This window comes from Achromobacter sp. Root565 (genome assembly GCF_001427425.1).
Classification (GTDB): domain Bacteria; phylum Pseudomonadota; class Gammaproteobacteria; order Burkholderiales; family Burkholderiaceae_B; genus Achromobacter; species Achromobacter spanius_D.
Window position 1 is genome coordinate 1559644 of record NZ_LMGO01000001.1, and the last position, 16189, is coordinate 1575832.

The 16189-nt window shown below is 65.3% G+C and carries 13 protein-coding genes and 3 pseudogenes; 15 read left to right on the forward strand and 1 reads right to left on the reverse strand.

Going from position 1 to position 16189, the window contains the following annotated elements; all coding sequences use genetic code 11:
* Positions 1 to 333: 333 nt before the first annotated feature.
* The gene (locus tag ASD71_RS06940) at positions 334 to 1320 is read right to left on the reverse strand and encodes a tripartite tricarboxylate transporter substrate binding protein (protein ID WP_056561428.1); all 987 of its coding nucleotides are present in this window, start codon (positions 1318 to 1320) and stop codon (positions 334 to 336) included.
* 275 nt (positions 1321 to 1595) lie between these two features.
* Here ASD71_RS06940 and ASD71_RS28610 point away from each other — a divergent pair.
* From ASD71_RS28610 to ASD71_RS07005, 15 genes and pseudogenes are all read left to right on the forward strand, one after another.
* A pseudogene (locus ASD71_RS28610) lies at positions 1596 to 1718 on the forward strand (5-dehydro-4-deoxyglucarate dehydratase); the annotation flags it as partial.
* Between the two features lie 108 nt (positions 1719 to 1826).
* Positions 1827 to 2575 (forward strand): annotated as a pseudogene (locus tag ASD71_RS06945) (5-dehydro-4-deoxyglucarate dehydratase); the annotation flags it as partial.
* A 1-nt stretch (position 2576) separates the two neighbouring features.
* Positions 2577 to 2864 (forward strand): annotated as a pseudogene (locus ASD71_RS28185) (dihydrodipicolinate synthase family protein); the annotation flags it as partial.
* 264 nt (positions 2865 to 3128) lie between these two features.
* The gene (locus ASD71_RS06950; RefSeq protein ID WP_056561429.1) at positions 3129 to 3854 is read left to right on the forward strand and encodes a FadR/GntR family transcriptional regulator; all 726 of its coding nucleotides are present in this window, start codon (positions 3129 to 3131) and stop codon (positions 3852 to 3854) included.
* Positions 3855 to 4245: 391 nt separating this feature from the next.
* On the forward strand, positions 4246 to 5262 hold the full coding sequence (locus ASD71_RS06955; RefSeq protein WP_056561430.1) for an amino acid ABC transporter substrate-binding protein: 1017 nt from the start codon (positions 4246 to 4248) through the stop codon (positions 5260 to 5262).
* 97 nt (positions 5263 to 5359) lie between these two features.
* The gene (locus tag ASD71_RS06960; RefSeq protein WP_056561431.1) at positions 5360 to 6568 is read left to right on the forward strand and encodes an aminotransferase class I/II-fold pyridoxal phosphate-dependent enzyme; all 1209 of its coding nucleotides are present in this window, start codon (positions 5360 to 5362) and stop codon (positions 6566 to 6568) included.
* A 30-nt stretch (positions 6569 to 6598) separates the two neighbouring features.
* A complete protein-coding gene (locus tag ASD71_RS06965) occupies positions 6599 to 7762 on the forward strand; it encodes an amino acid ABC transporter permease (RefSeq protein WP_082578815.1) in 1164 nt (387 codons plus the stop codon).
* Between the two features lies 1 nt (position 7763).
* Positions 7764 to 8864 (forward strand): amino acid ABC transporter permease, encoded by a 1101-nt coding sequence (locus ASD71_RS06970; RefSeq protein WP_056561433.1) that lies wholly within the window; start codon positions 7764 to 7766, stop codon positions 8862 to 8864.
* A gap of 18 nt (positions 8865 to 8882) precedes the next feature.
* The gene (locus tag ASD71_RS06975) at positions 8883 to 9623 is read left to right on the forward strand and encodes an amino acid ABC transporter ATP-binding protein (protein ID WP_056561434.1); all 741 of its coding nucleotides are present in this window, start codon (positions 8883 to 8885) and stop codon (positions 9621 to 9623) included.
* Between the two features lie 462 nt (positions 9624 to 10085).
* Positions 10086 to 10955, forward strand: a complete 870-nt coding sequence (locus ASD71_RS06980) for a VOC family protein (protein ID WP_056561435.1) — start codon at positions 10086 to 10088, stop codon at positions 10953 to 10955.
* Between the two features lies 1 nt (position 10956).
* Positions 10957 to 12066, forward strand: coding sequence for a M14 family metallopeptidase (locus ASD71_RS06985; protein WP_056561436.1), 1110 nt, complete (start codon positions 10957 to 10959; stop codon positions 12064 to 12066).
* A 35-nt stretch (positions 12067 to 12101) separates the two neighbouring features.
* A complete protein-coding gene (locus tag ASD71_RS06990) occupies positions 12102 to 13115 on the forward strand; it encodes a zinc-binding dehydrogenase (RefSeq protein ID WP_056561437.1) in 1014 nt (337 codons plus the stop codon).
* A complete protein-coding gene (locus ASD71_RS06995) occupies positions 13112 to 13534 on the forward strand; it encodes a PaaI family thioesterase (protein WP_056561438.1) in 423 nt (140 codons plus the stop codon). The genes ASD71_RS06990 and ASD71_RS06995 overlap by 4 nt, the downstream gene beginning before the upstream one ends.
* 29 nt (positions 13535 to 13563) lie before the next feature.
* Entirely contained in the window at positions 13564 to 15210 is a 1647-nt protein-coding gene (locus ASD71_RS07000; protein WP_056561439.1) for an ABC transporter substrate-binding protein, read from the forward strand.
* A 7-nt stretch (positions 15211 to 15217) separates the two neighbouring features.
* Entirely contained in the window at positions 15218 to 16189 is a 972-nt protein-coding gene (locus tag ASD71_RS07005; RefSeq protein ID WP_056561440.1) for an ABC transporter permease, read from the forward strand.

Genomic DNA, 16189 nt, shown 5'->3' on the forward strand with positions numbered 1-16189 from the left:
GGAGATGCCCGGCAAGTWGTTGCAGCATCRCAACGGGTGTCAGACACCTACTGAGACGCCCATTGCAAGCCCCGATTCGCCGCATCAACGGGTATCCACGCATCTCCAAAGCGCCAAGGCGTGCCCAGGGGTGTCTTACACCCTCCCAAAAGGTGTCTGACACCCTAGGGAGATGCCCGGCAAGTTGTTGCCGCCTCGCAACGGGTGTCAGACACCTACTGAGACGCCCATTGCAAGCCCCGCCACCGTGCGCGAATCAAACGTGCCGCCCAATAAAAAAACCTGGCGCAAGGATCGACTCCCCGCGCCAGGCTCACATACCCAACTTCGCAATCACTGCGCCTTCAGCTTTCCATCGGCAATGATCTTGGCCCACTTGGCCTGCTCGGCCGTCTGGAATGCCGTGAACTCGGCGGGCGTGTTCGGCGTGTAGGCCAGGCCCAGTCCCTGCATCTTGGCGGCGACTTCGGGCTTGGCCACGATGTCGGCGATCGTCTTGTTCAGCTTTTCGACCACGGCCGGCGGGGTGTTGGCCGGCGCGTAGATCGCCTGCCAGCTGCTGACGTCGAAACCGGCCACGCCTGCTTCCTGCATGGTGGGCACGTCCGGCAGCACGGCGGTGCGCTTGGCGGACGTGACCGCCAGCGCGCGCACCTTGCCGCTTTGCACGTAGGGCAATGCGACCAGGGCGGTTTCGAACGAGCTGGGGATCTGGCCACCGATCAGGTCCGAAATGGCCGGCGCGCTGCCGCGGTACGGCACGTGCGTCAGGTGCGCGCCCGTCAGCTGCTTGAACACTTCGCCCGACAGATGCTGCGACGTGCCCTGCCCGGCCGAGCCGAAGGCGATCGTGTCGGGGTTGGTCTTGGCGGCCGCGACGACATCCTGCACGGACTTGTAGGGCTCGTTAGCGCCCACCAGCAGCACATTGGAAATGCTGCCCAACAGGATCACGGGCGAGAAATCCTTTGCGGCGTTGTAGTTGATGCTGGGCAGCAGCGACGGATTGATCGCGTGCGTGGCGATCGTGCCCAGCAGCAGCGTGTAACCGTCCGGCTTGGCGCGCGCCACGGCGTCCGCGCCCAGCACGCCGCCGGCGCCGCCCTTGTTTTCAACGACGACGGTCTGCTTGAGCGAAGTGCCCAATTCCTGCGCGATCAGACGGCCCAGGATGTCGGACGTGCCGCCCGCCGCAAACGGGACGACCAGCGTGATGGCCTTGCCGGAGGGCCAGTCATCGGCGGCGTGGACGGGTGCGGCAAACGCGGTGGCGACGGCCAGGACGGCCGACAGGCGGCTCAACAGGGGAAATACCTTCAAACTTGTCTCCTAGAGATTTGGAATTGTCGTGTTTCTTGTACGTTGTCGTACGACAATGAGCGCTGAGAATAGCGCGGGCCAGTTCTCCGTTCAACATAGGGAAATTCCTAGATTCGGAAGAAATGCATGGCTTGTTGTACGACAACATTTCTACCCTGCAACCGTTGTAAGGCCAACTTATATGTTGTACGATGACTGACATCGCGGATCGAATAACGCCGCGGCCACGGCATACCGCCTTTTCAATACCCATTCCTCATATTTGGAAGACAGCCATGACGACTCCCCAGGAACTCAAAGCCATCGTCTCGGAAGGATTGCTCTCCTTCCCCGTGACCGACTTCGACCAGAACGGCGATTTCAACGCCAAGAGCTATGCGGCTCGTCTGGAATGGCTGGCTCCCTAYGGCGCCACCGCCCTGTTCGCCGCCGGCGGCACCGGTGAATTCTTCTCGCTGGCCCCCGAGGAATACTCCGACGTCATCCGCACCGCCGTGCAAACCTGNCGGCGATTTCAACGCCAAGAGCTATGCGGCTCGTCTGGAATGGCTGCTCCCTATGGCGCCACCGCCCTGTTCGCCGCCGGCGGCACCGGTGAATTCTTCTCGCTGGCCCCCGAGGAATACTCCGACGTCATCCGCACCGCCGTGCAAACCTGCAAGGGCAAGGTGCCGATCCTGGCCGGCGCCGGCGGCCCCACCCGCACCGCCATCGCCTACGCCCAGGAAGCCGAGCGCCAAGGCGCCAARGGCGTCCTGCTGCTGCCCCACTACCTGACCGAAGCCTCGCAGGACGGCATCGCCGCCCACGTCGAGCAGGTCTGCAAGTCGGTCAACATCGGCGTCATCGTCTACAACCGCGCCCAATCGCGCCTGTCGGCCGACAGCCTGGCCCGYCTGGCAGACCGCTGCCCGAAYCTGGTCGGCTTCAAGGACGGCATCGGCGACATCGAATCGATGGTCCGCATCCGCCGCAAGATGGGCGACCGCTTCTCCTACCTGGGCGGCCTGCCCACCGCCGAAGTCTACGCAGCCGCCTACCGCGCGCTGGGCGTGCCGGTCTACTCGTCGGCCGTCTTCAACTTCGTGCCCAAGATGGCCATGGAGTTCTATCACGCGATTGCCGCCGGCGACAGCGACACCACCAACCGCCTGCTGGACGATTTCTTCCTGCCCTACCTGGAAATCCGCAACCGCAAGGCCGGCTATGCCGTCAGCATCGTCAAGGCCGGCGCCAAGCTGGTCGGCCACGACGCNCCGGTCTACTCGTCGGCCGTCTTCAACTTCGTGCCCAAGATGGCCATGGAGTTCTATCACGCGATTGCCGCCGGCGACAGCGACACCACCAACCGCCTCCTGGACGATTTCTTCCTGCCCTACCTGGAAATCCGCAACCGCAAGGCCGGCTATGCCGTCAGCATCGTCAAGGCCGGCGCCAAGCTGGTCGGCCACGACGCSGGCCCGGTGCGYGCGCCGCTGACCGACCTGACCGGCGAAGAAATGGAAATGCTCGCCGCCCTGATCAAGAAGTCCGGCGCCGAATAATCGGTTCGCACTGACCGCGTGCGCGACTAGCCGCCAGAACGCCCTCCGCTGGAGGGCGTTTTGCTTCTTGATGCAAAGAAAAGTTGGCGGAATTCATCCCGTATGTTGTCATATGGCCTCTGTGCTTCCTCGCGGCCGCGCGCATCTGGCGCGGCCGACGCCTTTGGGCCGGACACCCAATAGGCTTCAGAGGAACGCGTACACTTGCGGCTGCGCGCCAGGCCGCCAGCCTCGCCCGCAGCGATTTTCCCTATAAGAGAGACAATGCAAACTCCCGCCCGGCCTCCCCGCTCGCGCCTGACCGATTTCGTCATCGAGGAACTGACCAAGCGCCTTGACGGGCGCCAGTACCGCGCCGGCGACAAGCTGCCCTCCGAACACGCGCTATGCGACGAATTCGAGGTCAGCCGCACCGTCATCCGCGAAGCCGTGGCCTCCATGCGCCTGAGCGGCCGCCTGGTCAGCAAACCCGGCATTGGCGTTTTCGTTACCGAAGACCGCGAAAAGCCCATCGACTTTGTCGTGGAGCCCGCCACGGACCCGCGCTGGGCGCTGCACATCATGGAATTGCGGGCCGGCCTTGAAGTGGAAGCCTGTGGGCTGGCGGCGGAGCGCCGCAGCGCGGCGGACCTGGCCGGCATCGTCGAGGCCTTTGATGCCTTCAACCGCGCCACCCGCGACATGGAAGCCGCGGTCAAGGCGGATTACGAATTTCATCTGTCGATCGCCCGCGCGTCCAACAATCCGCACTTTCCGGCCCTGCTAAAGGCGGCGGTGCGCGACGTCATGCTCGATCTGAACATCAAGCACGGCGGCAAGACCCCTGAAGAACTGGAAACGTACGAGATCCGCAACGTACGTGAACACGAAGCCATCCTGACGGCCATCATGCGCCGCGACCCCGGCGCCGCGCGCGCCGCCATGGCCCGCCACCTGGGCGACAGTATCGCGCGCTACCGCAAGCTGCTGTCCCATCCCCCGGCGCTTTAACCCCCGCCTGCCTGCCCGCCCGTGATGCCAATTACGGGAATCCCCTTACTTGTTTACTTGTATGACGGCTGCCATCATACGTCCTATTGCATAACGTAATACGACGCGGCTTCAGCACCGCCTGCGTCTTCCGCGACCCGTAAGACCTGCCGTGCCAGTGCCGCCGATGAGCCCCATTCTTACCCTCCGCAGTACGTACCACCCCTACGCCACGCGCATTCACCGGCGCACCTACTGACCGGCCCCGCGCCGGCGCTCCACCCCCCCTCTTTCCGTACCCCGTCCGACTGCGCGACGCACCCTCTCCGGCTTGCCGGGGCGGACCCCGCACGCTTGGCCGTTTTCGACCCTTCCGCTTTTCAATCACTTTCGATCCCCAGGAGAAATCTCCATGCGCAAGTTTCTGAGCTCCGCCGTTGCGGCAACCCTGCTGTGCGTCGCATCCGGCGCGCAGGCCGGCGTGACCTTCGAGGCCGTCAAGAAAAAGGGCTTCCTGCAGTGCGGCTTTGCCGGCATTCCCGGTTTCTCGGTGCTCGACAGCAAAGGCGAATGGACCGGCCTGGACGTGGACATGTGCCGCGCGGTCGCGGCCGCCATGTTCGGCGATGCCTCCAAGGTGAAGGGCAATGTGCTGACCGCCCAGGCCAAGTTCACGGCGCTGCAGTCCGGCGAAATCGACATGCTGTCGCGCAACACCACGCAGACCCTGACTCGCGACACCACGCTGGGCCTGATTGGGGTGGGCGTGAACTTCTATGACGCCCAGGGCCTGATCGTGAAGAAGGCGATGAACGTCAAGAGCGTGAAGGAACTGGACGGCGCCACCATCTGCGTGCAGCCCGGCACCACCACCGAACTGAACCTGGCCGACTATTTCCGTAGCCGCGGCCTGACGTTCAAGCCCGTGCTGGTCGAGAACTACGACGAAAACTTCCGCCTGCTGGAATCGGGCCGTTGCGACGCCTACACCAACGACAAGTCCAATACCGCCGCCAACATGCGCACGCGTCTGGCCAAGCCCGACGACTGGGAAATCCTGACCGAGAACCTGTCCAAGGAACCCCTCGGCCCCATGGTCCGCCAGGGCGACGAGCAGTGGTTCAACATCGTGCGCTGGTCGCTGAACGCGATGCTGGAAGCCGAGGAATACGGCATCATGTCCAAGAACGTCGATGAAATGTTGAAGAGCACCAACCCGAACGTGCAGCGCATCCTGGGCGTGACGCCGGGCATGGGCAAGAACCTGGGTCTGGACGACAAGTGGGCCTACAACATCATCAAGCAGGTCGGCAATTACGGCGAAAGCTATGACCGCGCGATGGGCAAGGACAGCCCCCTCAAGCTGGAGCGCGGCCTGAACAAGCTGTGGACGCAAGGCGGCCTGATGTACGGCTGGCCGGTGCGCTAAGCACGGGTTTCGCGGCTCCGCCCTGTGCGGAGCCGCCCTTCATTTCCCCGGCCTGCGGGCCCTGCCCGCGCCAGAACACTCTTTACGCAGCAACACCATGAACAGCATCGTCAACGCCCGACTCAAACAGATCAAACCCTCGCCCAGCATGGCCGCCAAGATCGTCGTGGACGAACTCCGCCGCCAGGGCCGCGAGATCGCCGACTTCACGCTCGGCGAGCCCGACATGCCCACGCCCGCGCACATTGCGCGCGCCGGCCAGGACGCCATCGCGGGCGGCGACATCCGCTACACCAGCCCGAACGGCACCGTGGGCCTGCGCAAAGCGATCGCCAACAGCCTGGAGCAGGCCGTGGGCGTGCGCTACGGCATGGACCAGATCACCGTGGGCGCGGGCGCCAAGCAGATCATCGCCGCCGCACTGACCGCCAGCCTGGAGCCGGGTGACGAAGTGATCGTCTGCGCGCCGTACTGGGTTTCCTATCCGGACATGGTGCTGCTGGGCGAAGGCAAGCCGGTCGTCGTCACCGGCCCCGAGTCGCAGGGTTTCAAGCTTGACGCCGCCACGCTGGAAGCCGCGATCACGCCGCGCACGCGCTGGCTGATCCTGAATTCGCCGAGCAACCCCAGCGGCGCGGTCTACAGTGCCACCGAGCTGCGCGCGCTGACCGACGTGCTGCTGCGCCATCCCAACGTGTGGATCCTGAGCGACGAGATCTACGCTCCGTTCACCTACAGCGGCCAGGCCCACGCCTCGCCCGTGCAGGTCGAGCCCAAGCTGGTTGAGCGCACGCTCATCGTCAACGGCATGTCCAAGTCCTACGCGATGACCGGCTGGCGCGTCGGCTACGGCGCAGGCCCCGCCGACCTGATCAAGGCCATGAGCACCGTGATGTCGCAAAGCACCTCGTGCCCCAGCGCGATCTCGCAAGCGGCGGCTCAGGCAGCCCTGGAAGGCGACCAGTCCAGCGTCACGGAAATGGTCGAGATCTTCAAGAAGCGCCGCGACCTCATCGTGAGCCGCCTGAACGCCATCCCCGGCATTTCATGCGCCATGCCGGACGGCGCGTTCTACGTGTATGCCAACGTGCAGGGCCTGATCGGCAAGAAAGGTCCCGACGGTGAACTGAAGACGGACCTGGACGTGAGCCTCTTCTTCCTGCGCGAAGCGGGCGTGGCCGTGATCGACGGCGGTTCGTATGGCCTGTCGCCGTACGTGCGCTTCTCGTTCGCGACCTCCACCGAGGTGATCGAGCAAGGCATGGACCGCCTGACTGTCGCGGTCAGCGCCCTGATGGCGGGCTGAACCGTGGCGCAGCACACCGCTCAACACCCGGTGCAGCGGCCGCCGCGCCGGGTCTCCTGGAATGATCCGGCCACGCGGGCGCTGGTCTACCAGGCGCTGGCCCTGGCGCTCGTCGGGGCCGCCGTCTGGTTCCTGGTGCACAACACGCTGCACAACCTGTCGATGCGCAACATCGCGACGGGTTTCGGCTTTCTCAACCGCGAGGCGGGTTTTGCCATCGGCGAATCCGTCATCGCCTACGCACCCGCCGACACCTATGGCCGCGCCATCTTCGTCGGCGTCCTGAACACGCTGCGCGTGGGCCTGCTGGCCCTGGTCGCGGCCACCATTCTGGGCGTCTTCATCGGCATCGGGCGCCTGTCCAAGAACTGGCTCGTCAACAAGATCACCTCCGTGTACGTCGAGGTGATGCGCAACGTGCCGCTGCTGTTGCAGCTGTTCTTCTGGTACGCGCTCATTACCGAGAACATGCCGGGTCCCCGGCAGGCCCACAATCCGCTTCCGGGCGTCTTCATCTCCAACCGCGGCCTCAAGGTGCCGGGGCTGGAAGGCGCGTCGCTGGACTGGGTGCTGGGCGGACTGGGGCTGGCCATCGTGGCGATCATCGCCGTGGGGCATTGGGCCGCAAAACGCCAGGAAGCGACGGGGCAACCGTTCAAGCTGGGACGCACGGCCATCGGCCTGCTGGTCGCATTTCCGGTCATCGGCTGGCTCGCCAGCGGCGCATCGCTGACGCTGGACATGCCCGCGCTCAAGGGCTTCAACTTCGTTGGCGGCCTGACGCTCTCGCCGGAGTTCGTCGCCCTCTTTCTGGGGCTGACCGTCTACACCTCGGCCTTCATCGCCGAAGTCGTGCGCTCGGGCATTCAGGCCGTCAACAACGGTCAGTGGGAAGCCGCCGGTTCGCTGGGCCTGCCGCGCCGGCTGGTGCTGCGTCTGGTGATTCTGCCGCAGGCGCTGCGCGTCATCATTCCCCCGATGACGAGCCAGTACCTGAACCTGCTGAAGAACAGCTCGCTGGCGGTGGCCATTGGCTATCCGGACATCGTGTCGGTGGTGAACACCACCCTGAACCAGACGGGCCAGGCCATCGAGGGCATCCTGATCATCATGGGCGCCTACCTCACGGTCAGTCTGTCGATATCGATATTCATGAACTGGTACAACAAGCGCATCGCGCTGGTGGAGCGTTGAGATGAGCAGCACTACGCAAACCCTGGCCGCGGACGTCGCGCCGCCCGGCGCGCAAAGCGGCGCCTGGGCATGGATGCGATCCCGCCTGTTCTCCTCGCCGCTCAATATCCTGATCACCGTGCTCCTGGCATGGTGCCTCTTGATGGCCGTGCCGGCGCTGGTGGAATGGGCCTTCATCAAGGCGAGCTTCGACGCCACCAACGCGCAGGAATGCCGCGCCGCGGGCGGCGCCTGCTGGGCGTTCATCGTTGAAAAGCATCGGCTCATCCTCTTTGGCACCTATCCGTTCGACGAGCAATGGCGTCCGCTGATCGCCACCGGCATCCTGATCGCGGTGATCGTGGCCAGCGGCATGCGCCGTTTCTGGAACGGCAAACTCGCGCTCATCTGGACGCTGGGCCTGGCTGCCGTGTCCGTGCTGATGTGGGGCGGCGTGTTGGGCCTGACCTACGTCGAAAACGCCCGTTGGGGCGGCCTGCCGCTGACGTTGATTCTGGCGACCTTCGGCATTGCCTTCGCGTTTCCGATCGGCGTGCTGCTGGCGTTGGGACGCCGCTCGAAGATGCCGGCCATCAAGGCGCTGTGCGTCGTGTATATCGAGCTGATCCGCGGCGTGCCGCTCATCAGCCTGCTGTTCATGTCGTCGGTCATGCTGCCGCTCTTCCTGCCCGAAGGATTCACCATCGACAAGCTGCTGCGCGCGCAGATCGCGATCATCATGTTTGCCGCAGCCTACATCGCGGAAACCGTGCGCGGCGGCCTGCAGGCCATCCCGAAGGGGCAGTACGAGGGCGCGGATTCGCTGGGCCTTAACTACTGGCAGCAGATGCGCAAGATCATCCTGCCGCAGGCGCTCAAGATCGTGATCCCTCCGCTGGTGGGCATCTTCATCAGCCTGTTCAAGGACACGTCGCTGGTCGTGATCATCGGCATCTTCGATCTGACGCTGGCAGCCAAGGCGGCCCTGTCCGACGCGGCATGGCGAGGTTTCGGGGTGGAGGCCTATCTCTTCATCTCGCTCATCTACTTCGTCTTCTGCTATTCCATGTCCAAATACAGCCGCGCGCTCGAGCAGCGCCTGGCCACCGGGCACGCCCGGTAAACCCGAAGGAGAACAGGCATGTCCGATGCCATCATTCGTCTGCAGGACGTGAACAAGTGGTACGGCCAGTTCCACGTGCTGCGCAACATCAATCTGAACGTGGCCCAGGGCGAGCGCATTGTGGTGTGCGGCCCGTCGGGCTCGGGCAAGTCCACGATGATCCGGTGCATCAACCGACTGGAGGAACACCAGAAGGGCCAGATCATCGTCGACGGCACCGAGCTGACCAGCGACTTGAAGCACATCGAAATCATCCGCCGGGAAGTCGGCATGGTGTTCCAGCACTTCAATCTGTTCCCGCACCTGACGGTGCTGGAGAACCTGACGCTGGGCCCGATGTGGGTGCTCAAGCAATCGCGCGCCCAGGCCGAAGCCACGGCCATGAAATACCTGGAGCGCGTACGCATTCCGGATCAGGCCGCCAAGTTTCCCGGGCAGTTGTCCGGCGGGCAGCAGCAGCGCGTGGCGATCGCGCGGTCGCTTTGCATGAACCCCAAGGTCATGCTGTTCGACGAGCCCACGTCGGCGCTGGATCCGGAAATGGTCAAGGAAGTGCTGGACGTGATGGTGACGCTGGCGCAGGAAAGCGGCATGACGATGATCTGCGTGACGCACGAAATGGGCTTTGCCCGCAAGGTCGCCAACCGCGTGATCTTCATGGACCGCGGCGAGATCATCGAGGAAAACAATCCGGATGATTTCTTTGACCATCCGCAGAGCGAGCGGACGAAGCTGTTTCTGAGCCAGATCTTGCACTGAAACGCCGGAACATCGCCGAGCAGTTCTTCAAGCCGCCTTCTTGCAAGGCGGCTTTTTCGTTTGGGGGGATGGCTTGGCGGGGGCCGGTGTCTGACACCCTGTGACGGTCATCATCAACTTGCCACGGCAGGTTGGCGGGTGTCAGACACCTAGCTCGGCGGCACTGCGGCGGGTGTAAGACGCCTGCGGCAAGGTGTCTGACACCCGTATGAGATGGCCTTGAAGCTGCCGCGGCCGTTGGCCGGGTGTCTGACACCGTCTCCCCAATACACCGCACAAAGAACCAGATCAGGGCGCAGCGCGGGGCCATCCCCCCGGAATGCGTATTAGTGATTTGAATATGCCGCTGCAGCCCCGCCGCGGCGAATCAGAAATCAGATATCAACATGAGAATTCAATCGTTCTAGCGTGACGGCGCATCGGCCAGACTGCGTCTTTCTCTAAGCGCATACAGGAATACCGATGTCCCTTCCTTCAGTCACGGGCCTGGACCACTACATCATCCGGGTCAACGACCTGCAGGCGGCGACCGACCGCTACGTCAAGCTGGGATTCAGCCTGGCCCCGCAGGGCAGGCACCATCGCGGCACGCGTAATCAGACGATCATCCTGGACGCGAATTACCTTGAGCTGCTGACCTTCCCCGAAGACCTCAAGGCGCAGGCGCGCTTCGGCGGGTTTGACGACACGTACGAAGGCCCGGTAGCCACCGCCTTGCAAACCACCGACAGCACCGCGGTCCACGCGGAACTGGCGACGCTGGGCATCGACGCCGAACCGCCCATCAGCGGCGGGCGTCCCGTGCATCTGCCCGAAGGCAGCGAAGACGCCGCCTGGAACAACACCCAGTTTCCGGCAGGCCTGCTTGGTGTGCCCGACTTCTTCACGTGCGGTCACCTGACGCGCCATCTGGTGTACCGCCCCGAATGGCAGGACCATGCCAACGGCGCGCGCCGCATCGAGGCCTTGATCGTCGTGCATCCCCAGCCCCGTTCGCTGCGCGAAGGCTACGAACGCATCTTTGGCCCCATCGCCACCAGCGACCTGCCCGACGACGGCCTGCAGGTGCGGCGCGGCAGCCTGCGTATCGACTTCCTTGCGCCCGCCGCCTTTGAGCAGCGCTACCCGCAGGTACGAGTACCCACGAACCTGCCCGCCGCATCGCAAGGCGGATGGTTTGCCGGCTCGGTGATTGGTGTTCGGGATCTGGACCGGACACGCGCGCTGTTCGACGCCAACCAGGTGAAGTACCGGACGAATGCGCGTGGCGAACTGGTGGTGTCGCCGGACGACGCGGGCGGCGCGTTGCAGGTCTTCGTGCAGGAGGTGTGAGATGAGCCAGCCCCTGACCGATTACTGGGACTGCTTTGCCAACGACTATTCGTCCGCGCGCCAAGCCTTCGTCGACGACGCGGCCGCACGCGGGGCCGCGTTGTTCCGCTATGAACATCCCGCGCTGAAGGACCCGCAGGGCGATGCCTTGAGCGTGGACGTGGCCATCCTGGGCCGCCGCGATGCGCCGCGCACGCACCTGGCGATCAGCGGCACCCACGGTTTGGAAGGCGCAGCCGGGTCCGCGGTGCAGCGCGCATGGCTGGCCGCCGACGGCGCGCGGCCCCTGCCCGATGACGTGAACGTCGTCCTGGTGCACGCGCTGAACCCATATGGCTATGCCCACGACACCCGCACCACGGAAAACAATGTCGACCTGAATCGCAACTTCGTCGACCACACGCGCCCCTATCCCGCCAATCCGCACTACGCCACGCTGCATCCGCATCTGATTCCGGCGCAGTGGACCGAGTCCACGCAAGAGGCCGCGGCGCGGGCGCTGGATACGTTCAAGACCACGCACGGCGCGGATGTGCTGTTCAACGTGACCGCCAGCGGCCAGTACACGCATCCGGACGGGCTGGTCTTCGGCGGCCAGGGGCCGGAATGGTCCAACCGCACACTGCGCCGCATCGTCGACGAGCACCTCGCGGCCAGCGAGCGTGTCGCGTTCATCGACTGGCACACCGGCATTGGCGATTACGGCGAGCCCTTTTTCCTGTGCTTCAACGACGAAGACAGCGCGGAGCAAACGCTGGCCGCACGCTGGTGGGGAGCTGAACGCGTGCGCGGCCAGCGTCCGCACGGCTTGGCGCGCCCCGATTATCAAGGGCTGGTGTTCCGCGGCGTGCAGCAGGCGCTGGGCGATCGCCCGCTGGCCGGCGCGGTCGTCGAATTTGGCACGCGCGGCCTGCAGATGCGGTCCGCGCTGCGGCTGGATCAATGGCTGCGCTTCAAAGCACCGCAGGCTCCAGACGACGCGCGCGATGCGCAACTGCGCGCGGACCTGGTCGACGCATTCGTCCCCGTATCCAGCGTATGGCGGCGCAGCGTCGTGGTGCATGGCCTGCACATCACGCGCCAGGCCATCGACGGCGTCGCGGGCTGGTGACTTCTTTCCTCTAAATCCTCCTCTATCTGGCATTCATGAAAGCAATTGTTTTGCGTGAGCACGGCGGCAACGACAAGCTGCGCCTGGAACCCAACTTCCCCGATCCCGTTGCGGGTCCTGATGACGTGGTTATCCGCGTCAAGGCCTCGTCCCTGAACTATCACGACGTCTTTACCCGCCGCGGCATGCCCGGCATCAAGCTGCCCTTCCCCGTCATCATCGGCCTGGACGTGGCCGGCGAGATCGTGAAGACCGGCGAAAACGTGCGCGACTGGAAGGCCGGCGACCGCGTCCTGGTCGACCCGATCGACCGCGTGGACGGCGGCCTGGTCGGCGAGACCATCCACGGCGGACTGGCCGAGCTGTGCCGCGTGCCCGCGCACCAGCTCCTGCGCCTGCCCGACCAAGTCAGCTTCGAGCAGGCCGCCGCGCTGCCGGTGGCCTACGGCACCGCGCTGCGCATGATGAATCGCATCGGCCAGGTGCAGGCCGGCGAAAAGGTGCTGATCCTGGGCGCCAGCGGCGGCGTGGGCGTGTGCGCGGTGCAGCTCGCCAAGCTGGCAGGCGCCGAGGTCATCGCCTGCGCCGGCACCCCTGAAAAAGGCGAGGCCCTGCGCGCCCTGGGCGCCGACCACATCATCCTGTACACCGAGGAAGACTTCCTGAAGGCCGTGCAGGAACGGTTCGGCAAACCCTCGCGCCGGCGCGGCGGCAAGCCGGGCGGCGTCGACGTGGTGGTGAACTTCACGGGCGGCGACACGTGGGTCAAGTCCCTGCGCTGCCTGCGCCTGGGCGGACGCCTCTTGACCTGCGGCGCGACAGCGGGCTTCGATCCCAAGGAAGACCTGCGCTACATCTGGACGTTCGAGCTGCAGATCCGCGGCTCCAACGGCTGGGACCGCGACGACCTGCACGAGCTGCTGGCGCTGGTGCGCGACGGCCGCCTGCGCGTCGAAGTGGACCGTGTGTGGCCGCTGGAACAAGGCGCCGACGCGCTGGCCTCGCTGGAAGATCGCAAGATCGTCGGCAAAGTGCTGGTGGCGTCATGAGCGCGCTGCTGAATGCCGCCGACATCCAGGCCAAGTTCGACGGGTCGCCCTTCATTGCGTGGCTGGACCTGTCGGTGCGCGACGTCGACCACGAACAGGGTGAACTGACCGTGGTGGCGCCCTTCCGTCCGGAGTTCGAACGCGGCGCGCAGAGCGGCCAATGGCATGGCGGCCCGCTGGCCGCCGTGATCGACACGGTGGGCGACTTTGCCGTCGGCATGTTGCTTGGACGCGGTCTACCCACCATCAACTTCCGCGTCGACTATCTGCGCCCGGCCATCGATACGTCGCTGACGGCGGTGGCGCGCGTGCGCCGCAACGGCCGCAGCGTGGGCGTGGCCGACGTCGACCTCTACAACGACCAGGGCGCGCTGGTGGCCATCGGCCGCGCCACCTACGCGACGCTCAGCCAGGGCTGAGCCGCGCATTCAAGACAAGGATTACCGTCATGACACAAGCCACGCGCGCCGGACGGCGCGCCTTCCTGACCCGCTCCGCCGCCGGCGGCCTGGCTGCGGCCAGCCTGGGCGTCGCGCCCCGCACGCTGCTCGCCGCCACCGACCGCCCCGGTTCCGACGCGGGCCCCGCCCGCCGCGGCGGCACGCTCGTCGCCACGTGGGGCGGCCTGGAGCCGCAAGCCCTGTTCGTGCCGGGCGGCGGCGGCTCCAGCCCGTTTCAGACCTCCACCAAGATCCTGGAACGCCTGCTCAAGCTGGATGCCGACCTGAAGTTCCAGCCCGCGCTGGCCCTGTCCGTCACGCCGGCCGCGGACTTTCGCAGCTACACGATCAAACTGCGCGAAAACGTCACTTGGCACGACGGCACGCCGTTCACGTCGGCCGACGTGGTCTATAACGTACTGCAACACTGGAAGCCCATTTCCGCCGGCATTGCGCTCAAGTCGCTGACGGAAGCTACGGCGCCGGATCCGCACACGGTTGTGCTGACCTTCAACGCCCCGGTGCCCGAATTCTTCCTGAAGTCGACCCTGTCGGGCCAATACCAGCTGCTGGTGCCCAAGCACCTCTATGACGGCAAGGACCTCATCACCAATCCGCTGAACAACACGCCGGTGGGCACGGGCCCATGGAAGTACGGCAAATGGGTGCGCGGCAGCCATGTCGAATACCTGCGCAACGACAAATACTGGAACGCCACGCAGCCGAACCTGGACAAGCTGGTGATCCGCTGGTGGGCCGATCCGGCCTCGCGCGGTGCGGCGCTGGAAACCGGCGAACTGGGCCTGGCCTATTCCAACCCGGTGCCCGCGCGCGACATCGACCGGCTGGTCAAGACCGGCAAGGTCGTCGTGGACACGCGCGGCTACCAGAACACCGCCTGGACGGTCACCGCCGAGTTCAATCAGCGGCGCGACATCGTCAACCGCCGCCAGGTCCGCCAAGCCATCCTGCACGCCATCGACCGCCAGTTCATCGTCGACACCATCTACTACGGCCGCGGCAAGCCCGCGATTGCCCCCATCTTCAGCAGCAATCCGCTGTTTTTCACCGAGGACGTGCCCCGCTATGCCTTCGATCCCAAGAAGGCGGCGGCGCTGCTGGACGCCGCCGGCTTGCCGGTCAAGGACGGCAAGCGCTTTACCGTCAACCTGCTGGCCGCGGCCTGGTTCGAGGAAAACGCCAAGCTCGGCCAGTACCTGAAGCAGGCGCTGGAAGACGTGGGCATCGCGGTGAAGCTGGACTCCGTGGACCGCGCCACCGCGCTCAAACGCATCTATGGCGAATACGACTACGACATCGCGGTGTCCAACTTCACGTCGCCGCTGGAGCTGGTGCCCACCGTGACACAGTTCTTCACGACCGACGGCATCGTCAAAGGCGCCGCGTTCCGCAACGCCACGGGCTATTCCAGCCCCGAGATGGATGGCATCGTCGGCAAACTCGCCGTCGAAACCGATCCGCAGGCGCGCCGCAAGCTGGCCGCGCAGTTCGCCCGCCTGGCGTCCACCGACGTGCCGATCGTGCCGCTGGTGGAAATCCAGTCGTTCACGCTGGCCGGCAAGAACGTGCGCAACTTCACGACCGGCGCCAACGTCCAGGGCGAAGCCCTGGCCGACGTCTGGCTGCAGGCCTGAGGACGGCATGGCGATCCGCCTGATCTCGCGCCGGCTGCTTCAGGCCATCCCGCTGCTGCTGGGCGTGGTGGTCCTGAACTTTGCCCTGATCCAGTCCGTCCCGGGAACCTTCCTGGACGTCATGACGGCCGAGCAGCAGGTCACCGACCCGGCGCTGATCGAGCGCCTGCGCGTGACCTACGGGCTGGACGAGCCGCCGGCGGTCCAGCTGCTCAAGTACATCGGGTCGGTCGCGCAGCTGGACCTGGGTTACTCCTACCGGCACAACCTGCCGGTGCTGGACGTGATCCTGGCGCATCTGCCCGCCACGCTGGTGCTGATGCTGGCCAGCATCGCCATTGCCGTGCTGGTGGGCGTAGCGGCCGGCATCGTGTCGGCCGTCAAGGTCAACACGTGGTGGGACAGCGCCGTCTCCGCCTTCGCCGTGCTGTGCTTTGCGGCGCCAAGCTTCTGGCTGGGCATCATGCTGATCATCATGTTCTCGGTGAAGTTGGGCTGGTTTCCGGTGGGCGGCATGGTCACCATCGGGCTGGACGGCGGGCTGTGGCGCCAGGCGCTGGACATCCTGCACCACCTGGCGCTGCCCGCCGTGGCGCTGGGACTGTTCTATTCCGCCGCCTATGCCCGCGTGATGCGGGCCTCGATGCTGGAAGTCAGCCGCATGGACTACGTGCGCACGGCCTATGCCAAAGGCCTGACGCGCGTCGCCGTGGTCTTGCGGCACGTGCTGCGCAACGCGGTGCTGCCGATCGTCACCCTGCTGGGCCTGCAACTGGGCGCGGTGCTCGGCGGCAGCATCGTGATCGAGTCCGTGTTCAGTTGGCCCGGCATCGGCGCCGTGCTGTTCGACAGCGTCATGAGCCGCAACTATCCCGTCGTGCTGGGCATCCTGGTGCTCAGCTCCGTCGTGGTCATCATCGCCAACATCTTCGTGGATCTTGCCTATACGCGGCTTGACCCCCGCATCAAGGCCGCCTGA

What these genes read in the sequence shown, in the direction of transcription:
- ASD71_RS06955 (WP_056561430.1), top strand. Translation starts at nt 4,246, where the DNA reads ATGCGCAAGTTTCTGAGCTCCGCCGTTGCGGCAACCCTGCTGTGCGTC.
- ASD71_RS06975 (WP_056561434.1), top strand. Translation starts at nt 8,883, where the DNA reads ATGTCCGATGCCATCATTCGTCTGCAGGACGTGAACAAGTGGTACGGC.
- ASD71_RS06990 (WP_056561437.1), top strand. Translation starts at nt 12,102, where the DNA reads ATGAAAGCAATTGTTTTGCGTGAGCACGGCGGCAACGACAAGCTGCGC.
- ASD71_RS06970 (WP_056561433.1), top strand. Translation starts at nt 7,764, where the DNA reads ATGAGCAGCACTACGCAAACCCTGGCCGCGGACGTCGCGCCGCCCGGC.
- ASD71_RS06960 (WP_056561431.1), top strand. Translation starts at nt 5,360, where the DNA reads ATGAACAGCATCGTCAACGCCCGACTCAAACAGATCAAACCCTCGCCC.
- ASD71_RS06995 (WP_056561438.1), top strand. Translation starts at nt 13,112, where the DNA reads ATGAGCGCGCTGCTGAATGCCGCCGACATCCAGGCCAAGTTCGACGGG.
- ASD71_RS07005 (WP_056561440.1), top strand. Translation starts at nt 15,218, where the DNA reads ATGGCGATCCGCCTGATCTCGCGCCGGCTGCTTCAGGCCATCCCGCTG.
- ASD71_RS06980 (WP_056561435.1), top strand. Translation starts at nt 10,086, where the DNA reads ATGTCCCTTCCTTCAGTCACGGGCCTGGACCACTACATCATCCGGGTC.
- ASD71_RS06950 (WP_056561429.1), top strand. Translation starts at nt 3,129, where the DNA reads ATGCAAACTCCCGCCCGGCCTCCCCGCTCGCGCCTGACCGATTTCGTC.
- ASD71_RS06985 (WP_056561436.1), top strand. Translation starts at nt 10,957, where the DNA reads ATGAGCCAGCCCCTGACCGATTACTGGGACTGCTTTGCCAACGACTAT.
- ASD71_RS07000 (WP_056561439.1), top strand. Translation starts at nt 13,564, where the DNA reads ATGACACAAGCCACGCGCGCCGGACGGCGCGCCTTCCTGACCCGCTCC.